This window comes from Polynucleobacter sp. AP-Jannik-300A-C4, from assembly GCF_018688335.1.
In the GTDB taxonomy this organism is placed as follows: Bacteria; Pseudomonadota; Gammaproteobacteria; order Burkholderiales; family Burkholderiaceae; genus Polynucleobacter.
Window position 1 is genome coordinate 971,643 of record NZ_CP061316.1, and the last position, 14,837, is coordinate 986,479.

Genomic DNA, 14,837 nt, shown 5'->3' on the forward strand with positions numbered 1-14,837 from the left:
CAAAACCTTATAATCTTGGCATGTCATCATTCTGTTGCTTGCCCGGGGCAAATGCCCTTTCAGCCTTCCGCCAACAGCGACTTTTAGCTTCGCTCGCAGCCCAGGGAATCCAACTTGAGTCCATAGAGGCTCAATATCTTCATTTCATCTGGTCTGAGTCTGAACTCAATACCAAAGACAAAGAGGTGCTCGAAAGTCTTCTGACTTACGGACAAACTTTTGTGTCGCTAATCAAGGGTTCTGGTTCCTTATTTAGTAAAGCATCTGAGAAGCAATCTGCTATTGCCATACCGCGCTTTGGAACTGTATCTCCGTGGGCTAGTAAAGCAACCGATATTGCCCGCCAATGCGGTCTAGATGTTTTGCGCATTGAGCGTGGCGTTCAATTTGCATGGCAAAGTAAAAAATCCCTCAATGCACAAGAGGAACAATTGGTATTGGCAGCGCTTCATGATCGAATGACAGAGGCTGTGATTTCTGATGTGAATGAAGCCAGTGCCTTATATCAATCTCTGCCGGATCAACCTTTTGTACGCATCCCAGTTCTAACCGAGGGCAGATCTGCCTTAGATAGGGCGAACCAAGAGTTAGGCTTAGCGCTTTCTGAAGATGAAGTACTTTATCTTGTTGAGAATTTCATTCGCCTAGAGCGAAATCCAAGCGATGTTGAATTGATTATGTTTGCGCAGGCAAATAGCGAACATTGCCGCCATAAGATTTTTAATTCAAGCTGGACGATTGATGGCGATGATCAAGAGAAATCTCTATTTGCGATGATTCGCAATACGCATCAGCTTCAACCCGAGGGCACTATCGTTGCTTACTCCGATAACTCAGCAGTAATGGTCGGAGCTGAGTCAGAAACTTGGTCGCCAAAAGGTCAAGAACGTCGATATGAAAAAGACACGCGTCTAGTTCATACCTTAATGAAGGTTGAGACACACAATCACCCAACAGCAATCGCGCCATTCCCTGGAGCTTCTACAGGTGCTGGTGGTGAGATTCGCGATGAAGGTGCGACTGGTATTGGTGGGCGACCTAAAGCAGGTCTCACTGGTTTTTCTGTGTCCAACCTCAATATTCCTGGAACTGATTTGCCATGGGAATCAGAAAAGTACGGAAAACCTGAACGTATTGCTACGCCACTTCAAATCATGATTGATGGGCCATTGGGTGGCGCTGCATTTAATAATGAATTCGGTCGACCAATATTGGGTGGCTACTTCCGCGTTTTTGAACAAACTTTAGAAGGTGTTCGTCGCGGATATCACAAGCCAATCATGATTGCAGGTGGTATCGGTAACATTGATTCAATTCATACAGCAAAGAAGCAAATTAAAGCAGGCCACTTGTTTATTCAATTGGGTGGTCCTGGTATGCGCATTGGTATGGGTGGAGCAACCGGCAGTTCAGTTGCGACTGGTACTAACACTGCAGATTTAGATTTCGACTCCGTTCAGAGGGGTAATCCTGAAATGGAGCGCCGTGCACAAGAGGTAATTAACTCTTGTATTGCTATGGGTCAGAGTAATCCGATTGTTTCTATTCATGATGTGGGTGCTGGCGGTATCTCTAATGCATTTCCAGAGCTAGCAGATGGTGCTGGCTTAGGTGCACAATTTCAATTACGCAAAGTCCCACTTGAAGAGAGTGGTATGAGCCCAGCAGAGATCTGGTGTAATGAATCTCAAGAGCGCTATGTTCTCGCCATCGAAGCTAAAGATCTAGAGTTGTTTAAATCACTCTGTGAGCGTGAGCGTTGTCCATTTGCAGTAGTTGGTGAAGCAACAACTGAGCGTCAACTCCAGCTAAGTGATAGCAATGAAGTTTCTGGTAGTGATGCAGCGATGCCGATTGATATGCCGATGGAAGTATTGCTTGGCAAGCCGCCCCGTATGCATCGCGATGTGACGCGTATTCCGCAAGAGTTTGATGAGTTAAATGTCACTGACGCTGATCTTGCCCAATGCATTGCATGGGTTCTTCAACAGCCAACGGTAGCTAGCAAGTCATTCTTAATCACGATCGGAGATCGTACTGTTGGCGGCCTTAACGCCCGTGACCCATTTGTGGGGCCATGGCAAGTTCCTGTTGCAGACTGCGCAGTTACCTTGATGGATTACAAAGGCTATCGCGGTGAAGTGATGACGATGGGTGAACGCACTCCACTAGCCGTCATTGATGCACCAGCCGCAGCCAAGATGGCGGTAGGTGAGGCTATTACTAACTTATTAGCAGCAGATATTCACCGATTGGAAGACGTCAAACTTTCCGCTAACTGGATGGCCGCTTGTGGTGCGCCCGGCGAGGATGCCAAGTTGTATGACTCAGTTCAAGCGATTGGTATGGATTTATGCCCAGCACTGGGTATTTCCATTCCAGTTGGTAAAGACTCTTTATCTATGGCAACTTCATGGCAAGATGGTGATCAAGCCAAGAAAGTGGTTTCTCCAGTCTCACTCATTATTTCGGCATTTGCTGCAGTTCAGGACGTTCGCAAAACTACAACACCTTTACTAAAACTCAAAGATGAGTCTGGAGCAGCTCTAGAAACTGAATTAATTTTGATTGACTTAGGTCGCGGTAAGAACCGCATGGCTGGAAGTATCTTGGCTCAAGTTCTTAATCAATCCGGTAAGTCGGCTCCAAATGTAGATCATCCTGAAGATCTGCAGGCACTTGCTAATGCAATCATTGAGCTGCGTAAAGCAGATCAACTACTGGCATATCACGATCGTTCTGATGGTGGTTTATTTGCTTGTATTGCAGAAATGGCTTTTGCATCACACATTGGCATATCCCTCAATGTTGACATGATTGCAGTAGATATTGGTCAAGAAGCAGATTGGGGTGATGCTAAGAACTGGGCACAACAAGTTTCTGGTCGTCGCCATGAGCAAACCATGCGCGCATTATTTAATGAAGAGCTTGGTGCTGTAATTCAGATTCGTAAGTCTGATCGTGATGCGGTATTTGCGGTTTTGCGTAAATTAAATCTGAGTGCTTACAGTCATGTGATCGCTAAGCCTAATACCAATGGTCGTATTGAAATTTGGCGCGACGCTAAAAATATCTTTGCAGAGCCGCGTGAAGTTCTCCAGAAAATGTGGACAAATACCAGCTATCAGATTGCGCGCTTACGCGATAACCCAGATTGCGCAGATAGTGAGTTTGCACAACTCGATAACGTTGCCGATACTGGAATGTTACCAAAGCTGACATTTGATATTGCGGACGATATTGCAGCACCATTCATAAACAAGAATGCTGGACCTAAAGTTGCCATCTTGCGTGAGCAGGGTGTTAACTCCCACGTTGAAATGGCTTACGCCATGAACTGGGCTGGTTTTGATACCTATGACGTGCACATGTCAGATTTGCTTTCCGGTAAATCCAAGCTAGATGATTTCCGTGGGCTGATTGCTTGTGGAGGCTTTAGCTATGGAGACGTATTGGGAGCTGGTGAGGGTTGGGCAAAAACTATTCTCTTTAATGCTCAATTACGCGATCAATTCACCTCATTCTTTAATCGCCAAGATAGCTTTGCTTTAGGCGTCTGCAATGGCTGCCAAATGATGAGCAATCTCTCTGGAATTATTCCAGGTGCAGAGGCTTGGCCTAAATTTACCCGTAATCAGTCTGAACAATATGAAGCTCGCCTTGTGATGGCTGAGGTAATGGCATCGCCTTCTATCTTTACGCAGGGCATGAGCGGCAGTCAATTGCCGATAGCTATTGCCCATGGCGAGGGCTTCGCTAACTTTAGTCAACAAGGCAATCTAGAAGCTCTTCAAAAGCAGGGCTTGGCTACTTTACGGTTTGTGGATCACCAAGGCAAGTCAACTGAAACTTATCCAATGAACCCGAATGGTTCACCTGGTGGTTTAACCGGTGTCACTACACCCGATGGTCGTTTCACCGTAATGATGCCGCATCCTGAGCGTGTCTTTAGGGCTGTGCAGATGAGTTGGGCGCCAAAGGAATGGTTGGATACACCCGATGGTGCGAGCCCTTGGATGCGCTTATTCCGCAACGCTCGAGTCTGGGCAAAATAGTTCGTGTCAGATTTATCTATGGCGATGGAGCCGGTGACATTTTCTGAGAGCGGTGGGGTACGCTATTTACACTTTGGTAGCGAATTAATTCAGGGTGCGATGCGTATCCGTGATCCGGATGAAATCTATCTGGAATACAACCAGCAAATGATGGCTTGGCTACTCTTTTTGGAAACTAAGCCAGGAATGCGTATTGCTCAACTAGGCTTGGGTACTGGTGCTCTCACAAAGTTTACGCATCGCTATTGCCCAGCAGTTAAAACTACTGTTGTTGAACTTAATCCAGCCGTGATTGTTTCTGCTAGAAGCATGTTTTTCACGCCAGATGATGATCGCCGCTTAGAAACTTTGCAAGCTGATGCAAAAGCTTTTGTACAGAGCGCCAAGCATCAGGGTCACTTCGATGCAGTACAAGTGGATCTTTATGATGCGATTTGTGATGGCCCGGCAGCTAGCTCTCTCGACTTTTATAAGGGCTGTTACGACATCCTGAAATCGCCTGGCGTGCTAACTGTGAATTTATTCTCCCGCCATAAGAGTTTCGATATTAACTTGAACAATATTTGTGAGGCATTCGATAATCGTGTGCTGCTCTTTCCAGAGTCTCATGATTGCAATGTAGTTGCGATTGCTTTCAAAGGCCCGCAATTAGATGTTGAGTGGAAGGAAGTCTCCAAGCGTGCCAAATTGATTATGGAAAAAACAGGTTTACCTACCAATACATGGGCATCTGGCTTAAACCGTGAAAATGCCAATCAAGAGAATAAACTCCGTATTTAATAAAACCAGAATAAGAAAAAGGCGATCAACCGATCGCCTTTTTTATTGCCCCAACTTCAGGGCTGCTAATGCTTAAATTGTTACTGTGTCAGCAACATCGCTGAATGACTTAATCTTGTCAAAGTTCATGTACTTATAGACTTCACCAGATTTAGCGTTCAATGACTCAACTTGCTCGAAATATTCCTGTGGAGTTGGCAGGCGACCTAAGAGTGCAGCAACGGCTGAAAGTTCAGCAGAAGCTAAGTACACGCGTGTATCGATACCTAAGCGGTTCGGGAAGTTACGAGTTGAAGTAGAGACTGCTGTGGAGCCTTTACGGATCTGCGCCTGGTTACCCATACAGAGTGAGCAACCTGGAGTTTCCATGCGAGCACCTGTAGCGCCCAGAATGCCGTAATAGCCTTCTTCGGTCAAAATCATCTGGTCCATCTTAGTTGGAGGCGCCACCCATAAGCGGGTAGGCATATCCTTCTTGCCCTGAAGAACTTGTCCAGCTGCACGGAAGTGACCAATGTTGGTCATGCAAGAGCCGATAAATACCTCATCGATTTTCTCACCAGATACTTCAGATAAGAACTTCACATCATCCGGATCATTAGGGCAGGCCAAGATTGGCTCTTTAATTTCGCTCATATCGATTTCGATCACTTCGGCATAGTCTGCATCTGCATCAGCCTTAAGCAAATCCGGTTTAGCAATCCAAGCTTCCATCGCCTTGATGCGACGACCTAGAGTGCGCTTATCTTCATAGCCATTTGCAATCATCCACTTCATCAAAGTGATGTTGGAGCGCATGTACTCAATGATTGGTTCTTTACTTAACTGAATAGCGCAACCAGCGGCAGAGCGCTCAGCAGAAGCATCAGACAATTCAAAAGCTTGCTCAACTTTGAGATCAGGCAAACCTTCAATTTCTAAAATACGGCCAGAGAAAATATTCTTCTTGCCTTGTTTTTCAACAGTAAGCAAACCTTTTTTAATTGCATACAAGGGGATTGCATTAACCATATCGCGCAAAGTGATGCCAGGCTGCATTTTTCCTTTGAAGCGAACCAAGACTGATTCAGGCATATCCAATGGCATAACACCGGTAGCTGCAGCAAATGCAACTAAACCAGAGCCAGCAGGGAAGGAGATACCGATTGGGAAGCGAGTATGACTATCGCCACCAGTGCCGCAGGTATCAGGTAGAAGTAAACGATTCAACCAGCTATGAATCACGCCATCACCTGGACGTAATGCAACACCACCGCGGTTAGTCATAAACGCTGGCAACTCATGGTGTGTACGAATATCAACTGGTTTTGGATAAGCGGATGTATGGCAGAAGGACTGCATGACTAGGTCAGCAGAGAAGCCTAAGCAAGCCAAGTCCTTTAATTCATCACGGGTCATAGGGCCAGTCGTATCTTGGGAGCCGACTGTAGTCATGTGTGGCTCGCAATAAGTGTCTGGGCGTACGCCTTGACCTTCTGGCAATCCACAGGCACGGCCAACCATCTTTTGAGCCAAGCTGAAGCCTTTTTTATTATCGGGCGGGCTAACAGGGATACGGAATTCTGTAGAAGCTGGCAAGCCAAGCGCAGCGCGCGCTTTAGCTGTGAGGCCGCGGCCGACGATCAAAGGAATGCGACCACCTGCACGAACTTCATCCAAAATGACTGGGGACTTGAGTGAGAAAGAAGCGATTTCTTTACCATTCTTAAATGCTTTACCTTCGTATGGACGTAATTCAATTTCATCGCCCATATTCATATCTGAAACATCGAGCTCAATTGGCAATGCACCAGCATCTTCCATGGTATTGAAGAAAATTGGAGCAATCTTGGTGCCTAAGCAAACACCACCAAAGCGTTTGTTCGGTACAAATGGAATATCTTGACCCGTCCACCACAATACGGAATTGGTAGCAGATTTACGTGAAGATCCTGTGCCAACAACGTCTCCAACGTAAGCAATTTGGTTGCCTTTTTTCTGGAGAGCTTCAATTTGCTTCATTGGGCCGCGAACACCTGCCTCGTCTGGCTCAATGCCTGGACGTGGGTTCTTCAACATAATGGTTGCATGCAGTGGGATGTCTGGACGACTCCATGCATCAGGGGCTGGAGATAGGTCGTCGGTATTAGTTTCACCAGTGACTTTGAATACGGTGAGCTTCATGCTCTCTGGGACGGCAGGGCGGCTTGTAAACCATTCTGCATTTGCCCAGCTTTGTAGCACTTCTTTGGCTTGTGCATTGCCTTTTTCTGCTAATTCCTGAACATCATGGAAATAGTCGAACATCAATAAGGTTTTTTTCAAGGCCGCTGCTGCAGTAGCTGCACACTCAGAGTCAGAGAGCAATTCCACTAAAGGCTTGATGTTGTAGCCACCAAGCATTGTTCCCAGGAGCTCTGTTGCCTTGATGCGAGAAATCAAAGGAGTTTTCTCGGTGCCCTTAGCAACAGCATCCAAAAACTCTGCCTTTACTTTAGCTGCCTCATCAACACCTGCAGGCACGCGATTCGTAATGAGCTCAACTAACTCAGCCTCTTTTCCCTTAGGAGGATTTTTCAGTAAGCCAACGAGTTCGGCTGTTTGATCTTTAGTTAGTGGGAGGGCTGGAATTCCAAGGGCTGCGCGTTCGGCAACTTGGGCATTGTAGGCTTCTAGCATCGTGTTTCCTATTGGGTAAGAGTTATCAACAGTAAGGCTAAGCAGGGCTTGTTTCCCTTTACATCTATTGTAATTGCTAATTCATGTCTTATATAAGACTTAATTATCAAAATTCATCAAAATGCTCAAAAAACAGGCAAATTACGATATGTATGATGGATTGCAAAAGATTTAAGCAATTTTCCTGATGTTGTAAGGGGTTATTAGGAGTTGTTTAGAGAGATTTGAAATCACAAATAAATGCCCAATAGGAAGAAAAATGGGCTCAAAAACTATCTAAAAATTGAATAGCAAGCTCTGGAGCTTGGATGCAGTTGGATGAGGAAAGAATTTATGCCTACAGAGTAGCTATCGTTATAATTACTGTTTCCAACAGAGCTTAAGCGATGACCAAATACGTTTTTGTCACTGGTGGTGTGGTTTCTTCTTTAGGGAAAGGAATCGCAGCTGCCTCGCTTGCCGCGATTCTTGAATCCCGCGGCCTGAAAGTCACCCTCCTAAAATTAGACCCTTATATCAACGTTGACCCTGGGACCATGAGCCCACTTCAACACGGTGAAGTCTTCGTAACCGAAGATGGCGCTGAAACTGACCTCGATCTTGGGCACTATGAGCGCTTTGTCTCTGCAAAGATGCGCAAGAGTAATAACTTCACGACTGGCCAGATTTATGAGTCCGTGATCAGTAAAGAGCGTCGTGGCGAATATCTTGGTAAAACCGTCCAGGTAATTCCTCACATTACGAATGAGATTCAAGCATTCGTAGAGCGTGGCGCAAAAGCGAGCCATGATGGCAATGCTGATATTGCGATCTGTGAAATCGGCGGAACGGTAGGCGACATTGAGTCTTTGCCGTTTCTTGAGGCAGCGCGCCAGATGAGCATTCGTCTGCCAAGACACAGTTGCGCCTTTGTACACCTCACTTTGGTCCCTTACATTGCTAGTGCCGGGGAGTTAAAAACAAAACCTACTCAGCACTCGGTACAAAAGTTACGAGAAATCGGCATCATGCCGACCGTACTGTTATGCCGTGCGGATCGTCCCATCCCAGAAGACGAGCGCTCTAAGATTTCCCTGTTCTCTAACGTGCGTGAAGAGGCTGTGATTTCAGTATGGGACGTTGATACCATTTACAAGATTCCCGAGATGCTTCAAGCGCAGGGAATGGATGATTTAATTTGTCGCGAACTTGATATTGAAGCTAAGCCTGCGGACTTATCCGTTTGGGCAAACTTGGTTTATGAGTTAGCCAACCCACAGCACGAAGTAACTATTGGCATGGTTGGCAAGTACGTTGAGTTAACCGAATCTTACAAGTCTCTTATTGAAGCTTTGCGTCATGCAGGCATCCACAATCACACACGCGTCAATATTAACTATATTGATTCCGAAGTCATTGAAAAAGATGGCGTAGATTGTCTGCAGAATTTAGATGCTATTTTGGTCCCAGGCGGTTTTGGTAAACGCGGCACCGAAGGTAAGATCGCTGCCATTCGTTATGCCAGGGAGAATAGCGTTCCGTACCTTGGTATTTGTTTAGGTATGCAGTTGGCTGTGATCGAGTTTGCTCGCCATGTTGCCAATATTGCTCAGGCTAACAGTACTGAGTTTGACCCAGATACTGAGAGTCCAGTAGTTGCTTTAATTACTGAGTGGGTTGACCGTGAAGGTCGTGTTGAGAAGCGTACTAACGATTCTGATCTAGGTGGAACTATGCGCTTAGGTTCCCAACGTTGCCCTGTAAAAGCCGGTACCTTGGCACATGAAATCTACGGTCCTGAGGTAAATGAGCGTCATCGTCACCGCTATGAAGTAAATAATCTTTATGTACCGCGCTTAGAAAAGTCTGGCTTGATTATTTCTGCTAGAACACCAAACGAGTCTTTGCCTGAAATGATGGAGTTACCAAACTCTATTCATCCGTGGTTTTTTGGCGTGCAATTCCACCCTGAATTCACTTCAACACCGCGCGACGGCCATCCATTATTTTCTGCGTTTATTAAGGCGTCCTTAATTCATCAAGCCGCTGCTCAAGAGCAGGCAGCCTAGGAGATCGTCATGAGTGCATTTAAGTTATGCGGTTTCGATGTTGGTTTAAATCAGCGCTTCTTTTTGATTGCTGGACCTTGCGTCATTGAGTCAGAGCAATCTGCCTTAGATATTGCTGGCGAGCTTAAAGAAATTACCACCTCGCTAGGCATCCCATTTATCTACAAATCTTCTTTTGATAAAGCCAACCGTTCATCTGGAACCTCTTTTAGAGGTTTAGGCATGGAGAAGGGTCTTGAGATTCTAGCCCGTGTGAAGCGAGAAATTGGTGTGCCAGTATTGACCGACATTCATGACATTAGCGAAATTGCGCCGGTTTCAAAAGTGGTTGATGTGCTTCAGACGCCAGCTTTTCTATGCAGGCAAACTGATTTCATTCGTGCCTGTGCTCAAAGTGGTAAGCCAGTGAATTTCAAGAAGGGTCAATTTTTATCCCCTCATGAAATGTTGAATGTCATTGATAAAGCTCGTGCAGCTGCAGTAGAAGCAAATCTTCCAGATCAATTTATGGTCTGTGAGCGTGGTGCCTCATTTGGCTACAACAACTTAGTTTCTGATATGCGTAGCTTAGCCATTTTGCGTGAAGCAAAGGCTCCAGTTGTGTTTGACGCTACCCATTCAGTTCAATTACCTGGTGGTCAAGGCAATGCCAGTGGTGGGCAACGCGAGTTTGTGCCAGTGCTGGCCCGTGCCGCCGTTGCAGTTGGCATTAGTGGCTTATTTATGGAGACACATCCAGATCCAGCTAAAGCGCTTTCAGATGGTCCGAATGCCGTACCACTCAATCGTATGAAAGAGTTGCTTGAGTCTTTGGTGGCGATTGATTCGGTTGTTAAGAAGCCTGGATTATTTTTAGAAGATAGTTTCAAGTAACACCCCAAATTCATTTTTACTTAGGAGAAGGTGCATGAGCGCCATTGTTGACATTATCGGTAGAGAAGTTTTAGATTCACGTGGAAATCCCACGGTTGAGTGCGATGTCTTGCTTGAGTCTGGTGTTATGGGGCGTGCAGCAGTTCCTTCAGGCGCTTCAACTGGTTCACGTGAAGCCATTGAGCTTCGCGATGGAGATAAAGAGCGTTACTTAGGCAAAGGCGTTCTTAAGGCCGTTCAGAATATTAATATTGAGATTGCTGAATCAATCTTAGGTCTTGATGCAAGTGAGCAAGCATTTCTTGATCACACCTTAAATGAATTAGACGGGACTCATAACAAGGCCCGCTTAGGTGCTAACGCGACTTTAGCTGTTTCTATGGCGGTAGCACGTGCAGCCGCAGAAGAAGCTGGCTTGCCTTTGTATCGTTATTTTGGCGGATCAGGCGGTATGCAGTTACCAGTCCCAATGATGAATATCGTCAATGGTGGTGCGCATGCAAATAACAGCTTGGATATCCAAGAGTTTATGGTGATGCCTGTCGGCGCTCAAAGTTTCCGCGAAGCCCTTCGTTGTGGCGCTGAAATCTTTCATGAATTGAAGAAAATCATCGGCGCACAAGGTATGCCAACCACCGTTGGTGACGAGGGTGGCTTCGCTCCGAACTTTAAGAGCAATCAAGAGTGCCTGCAGACGATCATGAAGGCCATTGAAGGCGCCGGCTATCAAGCAGGTGAGGATGTCTTATTGGCATTGGATTGTGCTGCTAGTGAGTTCTATAAAGATGGCAAGTACCACTTATCTGGCGAAGGTTTACAGTTAAGTTCGAGCGAATTCTCAGACTACCTCGGCAACCTTGCTGATCAATTCCCAATCGTGTCGATTGAGGATGGTATGCATGAGAGTGACTGGGATGGATGGGCTGACATCACTCAAAAATTGGGTAAGAAAATCCAATTAGTTGGTGATGATCTCTTTGTTACCAACACGCGCATTCTTAGAGAGGGTATTGAGAAGGGTATTGCCAACTCCATCCTCATTAAGATTAATCAGATTGGTACATTGACTGAGACCTTTGCTGCAATTGAAATGGCAAAGCGTGCTAATTACACTGCAGTGATTTCTCATCGCTCCGGTGAAACAGAAGACAGCACAATTGCTGATATTGCTGTTGGCACCAATGCTGGCCAGATCAAGACTGGTTCTTTGTCTCGATCTGATCGTATTGCCAAGTACAACCAGTTATTGCGTATTGAAGAAGACTTGGGTGATGTTGCAAGCTACCCAGGAAAATCAGTTTTCTACAATCTCAAGCGCTGATCATTGGCTAGCTTTTAGTCTATGCGTATCGCCATCTACTCAATGCTGTTATTGCTGATTGCAATACAGTACCCACTCTGGTTGGGAAAGGGTGGATGGCTCAAGGTTTACGAAATGGAGAGGCAACTCGATTTGCAGAGGGCTAAGAATAGCCTACTCAGCTTGCGCAATGCCAAACTCACTGGTGATGTTAAGGATTTAAAAGAGGGCACTCGGGCAATTGAAGAGCGTGCTCGCGTTGAACATGGCATGATCAAGGAAGGCGAGTTTTTTGTACAAATTTTGCCAACTGAAAAACCCACTACAAATGATGCGGATGGCGTAAAGCCAACAAGTGCTAAACGCTAGTCCTGCATCCTAATGTCCGCTTGATGGCGGTCTTGTTGCGTCTGCTAATAAATCCGTCTTAAAAACTTGTCTGCAATCTACGGCGTCAAAGCGATAGGCTTTAGAGCAGAAATCACACTCGGTCTCTACAGCACCTTGCTCTGCAAGAATGCTTTCAACTTCCTCTTCGCCCAGCATTCTGAGGACATCAGCCACCTTGGCCCGAGAACAACGGCAACCAAAGCGAACAGGGCGAACTGGGAAACTCCGAACACCACTTTCTGTAGACTCTTCTAAAAAGAGACGGCGTAAGATGGTTTCGGGTGAAAGAGTTAGCAATTCTTCATTAGTGATGGTCTCACCAAGAGTCTGAATTCTGGTCCAACCTTCAGCGGCAAGTTGCGGGTCTAGGTGGGCATGACCTCCGGAGTCAGGCAAGCGCTGCAAAAGTAATCCACCGACATGGGTGTCGTTTGAAGCTAGCCAAATACGGGTGTCTAGCTGCTCTGAATTCTGCATGTACAAAGCGATGGCTTCAGCAGCGCTCGTAACAGGCTTAATAATCGTGCCACGATGTTCCTGGAGTGCCACAATGCCTTGATAGGGAGCTTGACCAGGCTGGCGATCAGAAGGGTCAAGAGTAATCACCAGGCGCCCAGTATTGTCAGCATCCAGCAATTCACCTAGTGTGGCGTTGGGGTCAATACTATCCGCCTCTACGGAGAGCTTTACTGTAGCGCGCATAGTCAAATCAGACTTACATTCAACCACGAGAAGCTGAATTGGACCTTTACTCTGAGCTTGAATAATCAAGGTCCCATCAAATTTAAGGCTGGCGCTTAAGAGGGTTGCTGCACCCACGAAGTCACCTAGCATTCGTCTAATAACAGGCGGATCATTCCGACGCTCCAAAACAGCCTGCCAGGCACTGCTTATGGAAACAATTTCCCCGCGGACTGGGGCGCCATCACACATAAATACAAGTAATTCGTTCATAGGTGAAAGTATCCACTTTTTTCAGAATTGAGTCCTAAATGGCAAATTTCTAGGCTGACCTGAGATAATGTCATTTATGCAAATACGTACACGATTCGCCCCTAGTCCAACGGGCTTTATTCACTTGGGCAACCTCCGCAGCGCTTTGTATCCGTGGGCTTTTGCACGCCACAACAAAGGCGACTTCATTTTACGCATTGAGGATACGGATTTAGAGCGCTCCACACAGGAAGCAGTCGATGTCATTATTGAAGGTATGGCGTGGCTTGGTCTGGATCTAGATGAGGGTCCGATTTATCAAATGCAACGCATTGATCGTTATCGTGAAGTTGTTAAGCAGATGTTAGAGGCTGGGCTTGCCTATCCTTGCTATATGAGCGAAGAAGAGCTCAATAAACTACGCGATCAACAGATGGCTAATAAAGAAAAGCCTCGCTATAACGGTCAATGGCGCCCGGAGCCAGGAAAAATTCTGCCAGCAATACCCGAAGGTATTTTGCCGGTTATTCGCTTTAAGAATCCCATAGGTGGATCCGTTATCTGGGAGGATGCCGTCAAAGGCAAAATCGAAATTAGCAACGATGAGTTAGATGATCTGGTGATAGCCCGACCGGACGGGACGCCGACCTATAACTTCTGCGTTGTTGTAGACGATCTCGATATGAATATCACTCACGTGATTCGTGGTGATGATCACGTCAACAACACACCGCGCCAAATTAATATCATGAAGGCGCTGGGCGGAACGCCCCCGGTATATGCCCATTTGCCGACAGTTCTCAATGACTCTGGTGAAAAAATGAGTAAGCGTAATGGCGCTATGAGTGTGCGTGATTACCAAAAAGCAGGGTATTTGCCTGAAGCCATTCTGAATTACCTCGCAAGGTTAGGGTGGTCTCATGGTGATGCGGAGATCTTTACTAAAGAGCAGTTTGTGAATTGGTTTGATCTAGACAGTCTTGGTCGCTCACCTGCACAACATAACCCTGAAAAATTACTTTGGCTTAATCATCAATATATTCAGAATACTGATCCTGCTATCTTGGCAGAGGCGACCAAGCCATTCGCTCATGAGTTAGGCATTGATACAGAAAAGGGTCCAGACTTTGTGCAGGTAGTGGGGCTTCTTAAAGATCGTGCGAATACGCTCATCGAAATCGCAGAAGGCGCTAAGCTTTTTTACCTGCCTGCACCAGCTCATAGTGCAGAACAAATTGCCGCAAATATCCCTTCTGAAATTATCCCCGCGCTAAAAGATTTGATCGAAGCAGTTAAATCAGCGGAGCACACAAAAGCGGCTTATGGACTGGCTTTTAAAGAAGTTTTAGCTAAACATCAGATCAAAATGCCAGCCTTAGCAATGCCTGTCCGCTATGCTTTATTTGCGACAACGCAGACCCCGGCGATTGATTCTGTCATGGTTGTTTTGGGCAAGGATGAGGTCGTACAAAGGCTTTCCAAGGTCGTCTAGAGCAGAATTTGCTCCCTCCTACAAAAATAGGATAAAATCTTGGATTGTTTTGAGTGTCTTGTAGATTTTTAGCGAGATTACGGGGGTATAGCTCAGCTGGGAGAGCGCTTGCATGGCATGCAAGAGGTCAGCGGTTCGATCCCGCTTATCTCCACCAAGCATTTAAAATAGCAGTATTAGTTTTTGCAGTAGTCCAGGTCCCCATCGTCTAGAGGCCTAGGACATCACCCTTTCACGGTGAGTACGGGGGTTCGAATCCCCCTGGGGACGCCAAATTTTTTGGCTAGTTGTGGGTAGTAAGTAGTGAC

Annotated in this window: 9 protein-coding genes and 2 tRNA genes; 9 read left to right on the top strand and 2 right to left on the bottom strand. The window is 46.2% G+C overall.

What is annotated here, in order from left to right; all coding sequences use genetic code 11:
* Window positions 1-20: 20 nt before the first annotated feature.
* On the top strand, window positions 21-4,055 hold the full coding sequence (gene purL / locus FD975_RS05085) for a phosphoribosylformylglycinamidine synthase (RefSeq protein WP_215303635.1): 4,035 nt from the start codon (window positions 21-23) through the stop codon (window positions 4,053-4,055).
* 3 nt (window positions 4,056-4,058) lie between these two features.
* On the top strand, window positions 4,059-4,835 hold the full coding sequence (locus tag FD975_RS05090) for a spermidine synthase (RefSeq protein ID WP_251371430.1): 777 nt from the start codon (window positions 4,059-4,061) through the stop codon (window positions 4,833-4,835).
* A 72-nt stretch (window positions 4,836-4,907) separates the two neighbouring features.
* Here the strand turns inward: FD975_RS05090 and FD975_RS05095 are convergent, their stop codons facing one another.
* A complete protein-coding gene (locus FD975_RS05095) occupies window positions 4,908-7,493 on the bottom strand; it encodes a bifunctional aconitate hydratase 2/2-methylisocitrate dehydratase (protein WP_215303637.1) in 2,586 nt (861 codons plus the stop codon).
* Window positions 7,494-7,879: 386 nt separating this feature from the next.
* On the opposite strand from FD975_RS05095, the gene FD975_RS05100 reads away from it, so the two are divergent.
* Genes FD975_RS05100 through ftsB form a run of 4 tightly spaced genes read left to right on the top strand, consistent with a single transcriptional unit; the run spans window position 7,880 to window position 12,083 of the window.
* A complete protein-coding gene (locus FD975_RS05100; RefSeq protein ID WP_215303639.1) occupies window positions 7,880-9,541 on the top strand; it encodes a CTP synthase in 1,662 nt (553 codons plus the stop codon).
* 9 nt (window positions 9,542-9,550) lie between these two features.
* Window positions 9,551-10,414, top strand: a complete 864-nt coding sequence (kdsA, locus tag FD975_RS05105) for a 3-deoxy-8-phosphooctulonate synthase (RefSeq protein WP_215303641.1) — start codon at window positions 9,551-9,553, stop codon at window positions 10,412-10,414.
* Window positions 10,415-10,448: 34 nt separating this feature from the next.
* The gene (gene eno / locus FD975_RS05110; protein ID WP_215303643.1) at window positions 10,449-11,735 is read left to right on the top strand and encodes a phosphopyruvate hydratase; all 1,287 of its coding nucleotides are present in this window, start codon (window positions 10,449-10,451) and stop codon (window positions 11,733-11,735) included.
* A 21-nt stretch (window positions 11,736-11,756) separates the two neighbouring features.
* Entirely contained in the window at window positions 11,757-12,083 is a 327-nt protein-coding gene (gene ftsB / locus FD975_RS05115) for a cell division protein FtsB (RefSeq protein ID WP_215303645.1), read from the top strand.
* A 9-nt stretch (window positions 12,084-12,092) separates the two neighbouring features.
* On the opposite strand, the gene FD975_RS05120 is transcribed toward ftsB, so the two are convergent.
* A complete protein-coding gene (locus FD975_RS05120) occupies window positions 12,093-13,058 on the bottom strand; it encodes an Hsp33 family molecular chaperone HslO (RefSeq protein WP_215303647.1) in 966 nt (321 codons plus the stop codon).
* Between the two features lie 67 nt (window positions 13,059-13,125).
* Between FD975_RS05120 and gltX the strand changes: the two genes are divergently transcribed.
* The 3 genes from gltX (at window position 13,126) to FD975_RS05135 (ending at window position 14,802) form a co-directional block, all read left to right on the top strand.
* Window positions 13,126-14,529 carry a glutamate--tRNA ligase gene (gltX, locus tag FD975_RS05125; protein WP_215303649.1) on the top strand — a complete coding sequence of 468 codons (1,404 nt, stop codon included), beginning with the start codon at window positions 13,126-13,128 and terminating at the stop codon, window positions 14,527-14,529.
* An 81-nt stretch (window positions 14,530-14,610) separates the two neighbouring features.
* A tRNA-Ala gene (locus FD975_RS05130) sits at window positions 14,611-14,686 on the top strand.
* 40 nt (window positions 14,687-14,726) lie between these two features.
* A tRNA-Glu gene (locus tag FD975_RS05135) sits at window positions 14,727-14,802 on the top strand.
* Window positions 14,803-14,837: the final 35 nt, after the last annotated feature.

Coding starts and splice junctions, on each gene's coding strand:
- eno (WP_215303643.1), top strand. CDS start 10,449: ATGAGCGCCATTGTTGACATTATCGGTAGAGAAGTTTTAGATTCACGT.
- FD975_RS05100 (WP_215303639.1), top strand. CDS start 7,880: ATGACCAAATACGTTTTTGTCACTGGTGGTGTGGTTTCTTCTTTAGGG.
- ftsB (WP_215303645.1), top strand. CDS start 11,757: ATGCGTATCGCCATCTACTCAATGCTGTTATTGCTGATTGCAATACAG.
- gltX (WP_215303649.1), top strand. CDS start 13,126: ATGTCATTTATGCAAATACGTACACGATTCGCCCCTAGTCCAACGGGC.
- kdsA (WP_215303641.1), top strand. CDS start 9,551: ATGAGTGCATTTAAGTTATGCGGTTTCGATGTTGGTTTAAATCAGCGC.
- purL (WP_215303635.1), top strand. CDS start 21: ATGTCATCATTCTGTTGCTTGCCCGGGGCAAATGCCCTTTCAGCCTTC.
- FD975_RS05095 (WP_215303637.1), bottom strand. CDS start 7,493: ATGCTAGAAGCCTACAATGCCCAAGTTGCCGAACGCGCAGCCCTTGGA.
- FD975_RS05120 (WP_215303647.1), bottom strand. CDS start 13,058: ATGAACGAATTACTTGTATTTATGTGTGATGGCGCCCCAGTCCGCGGG.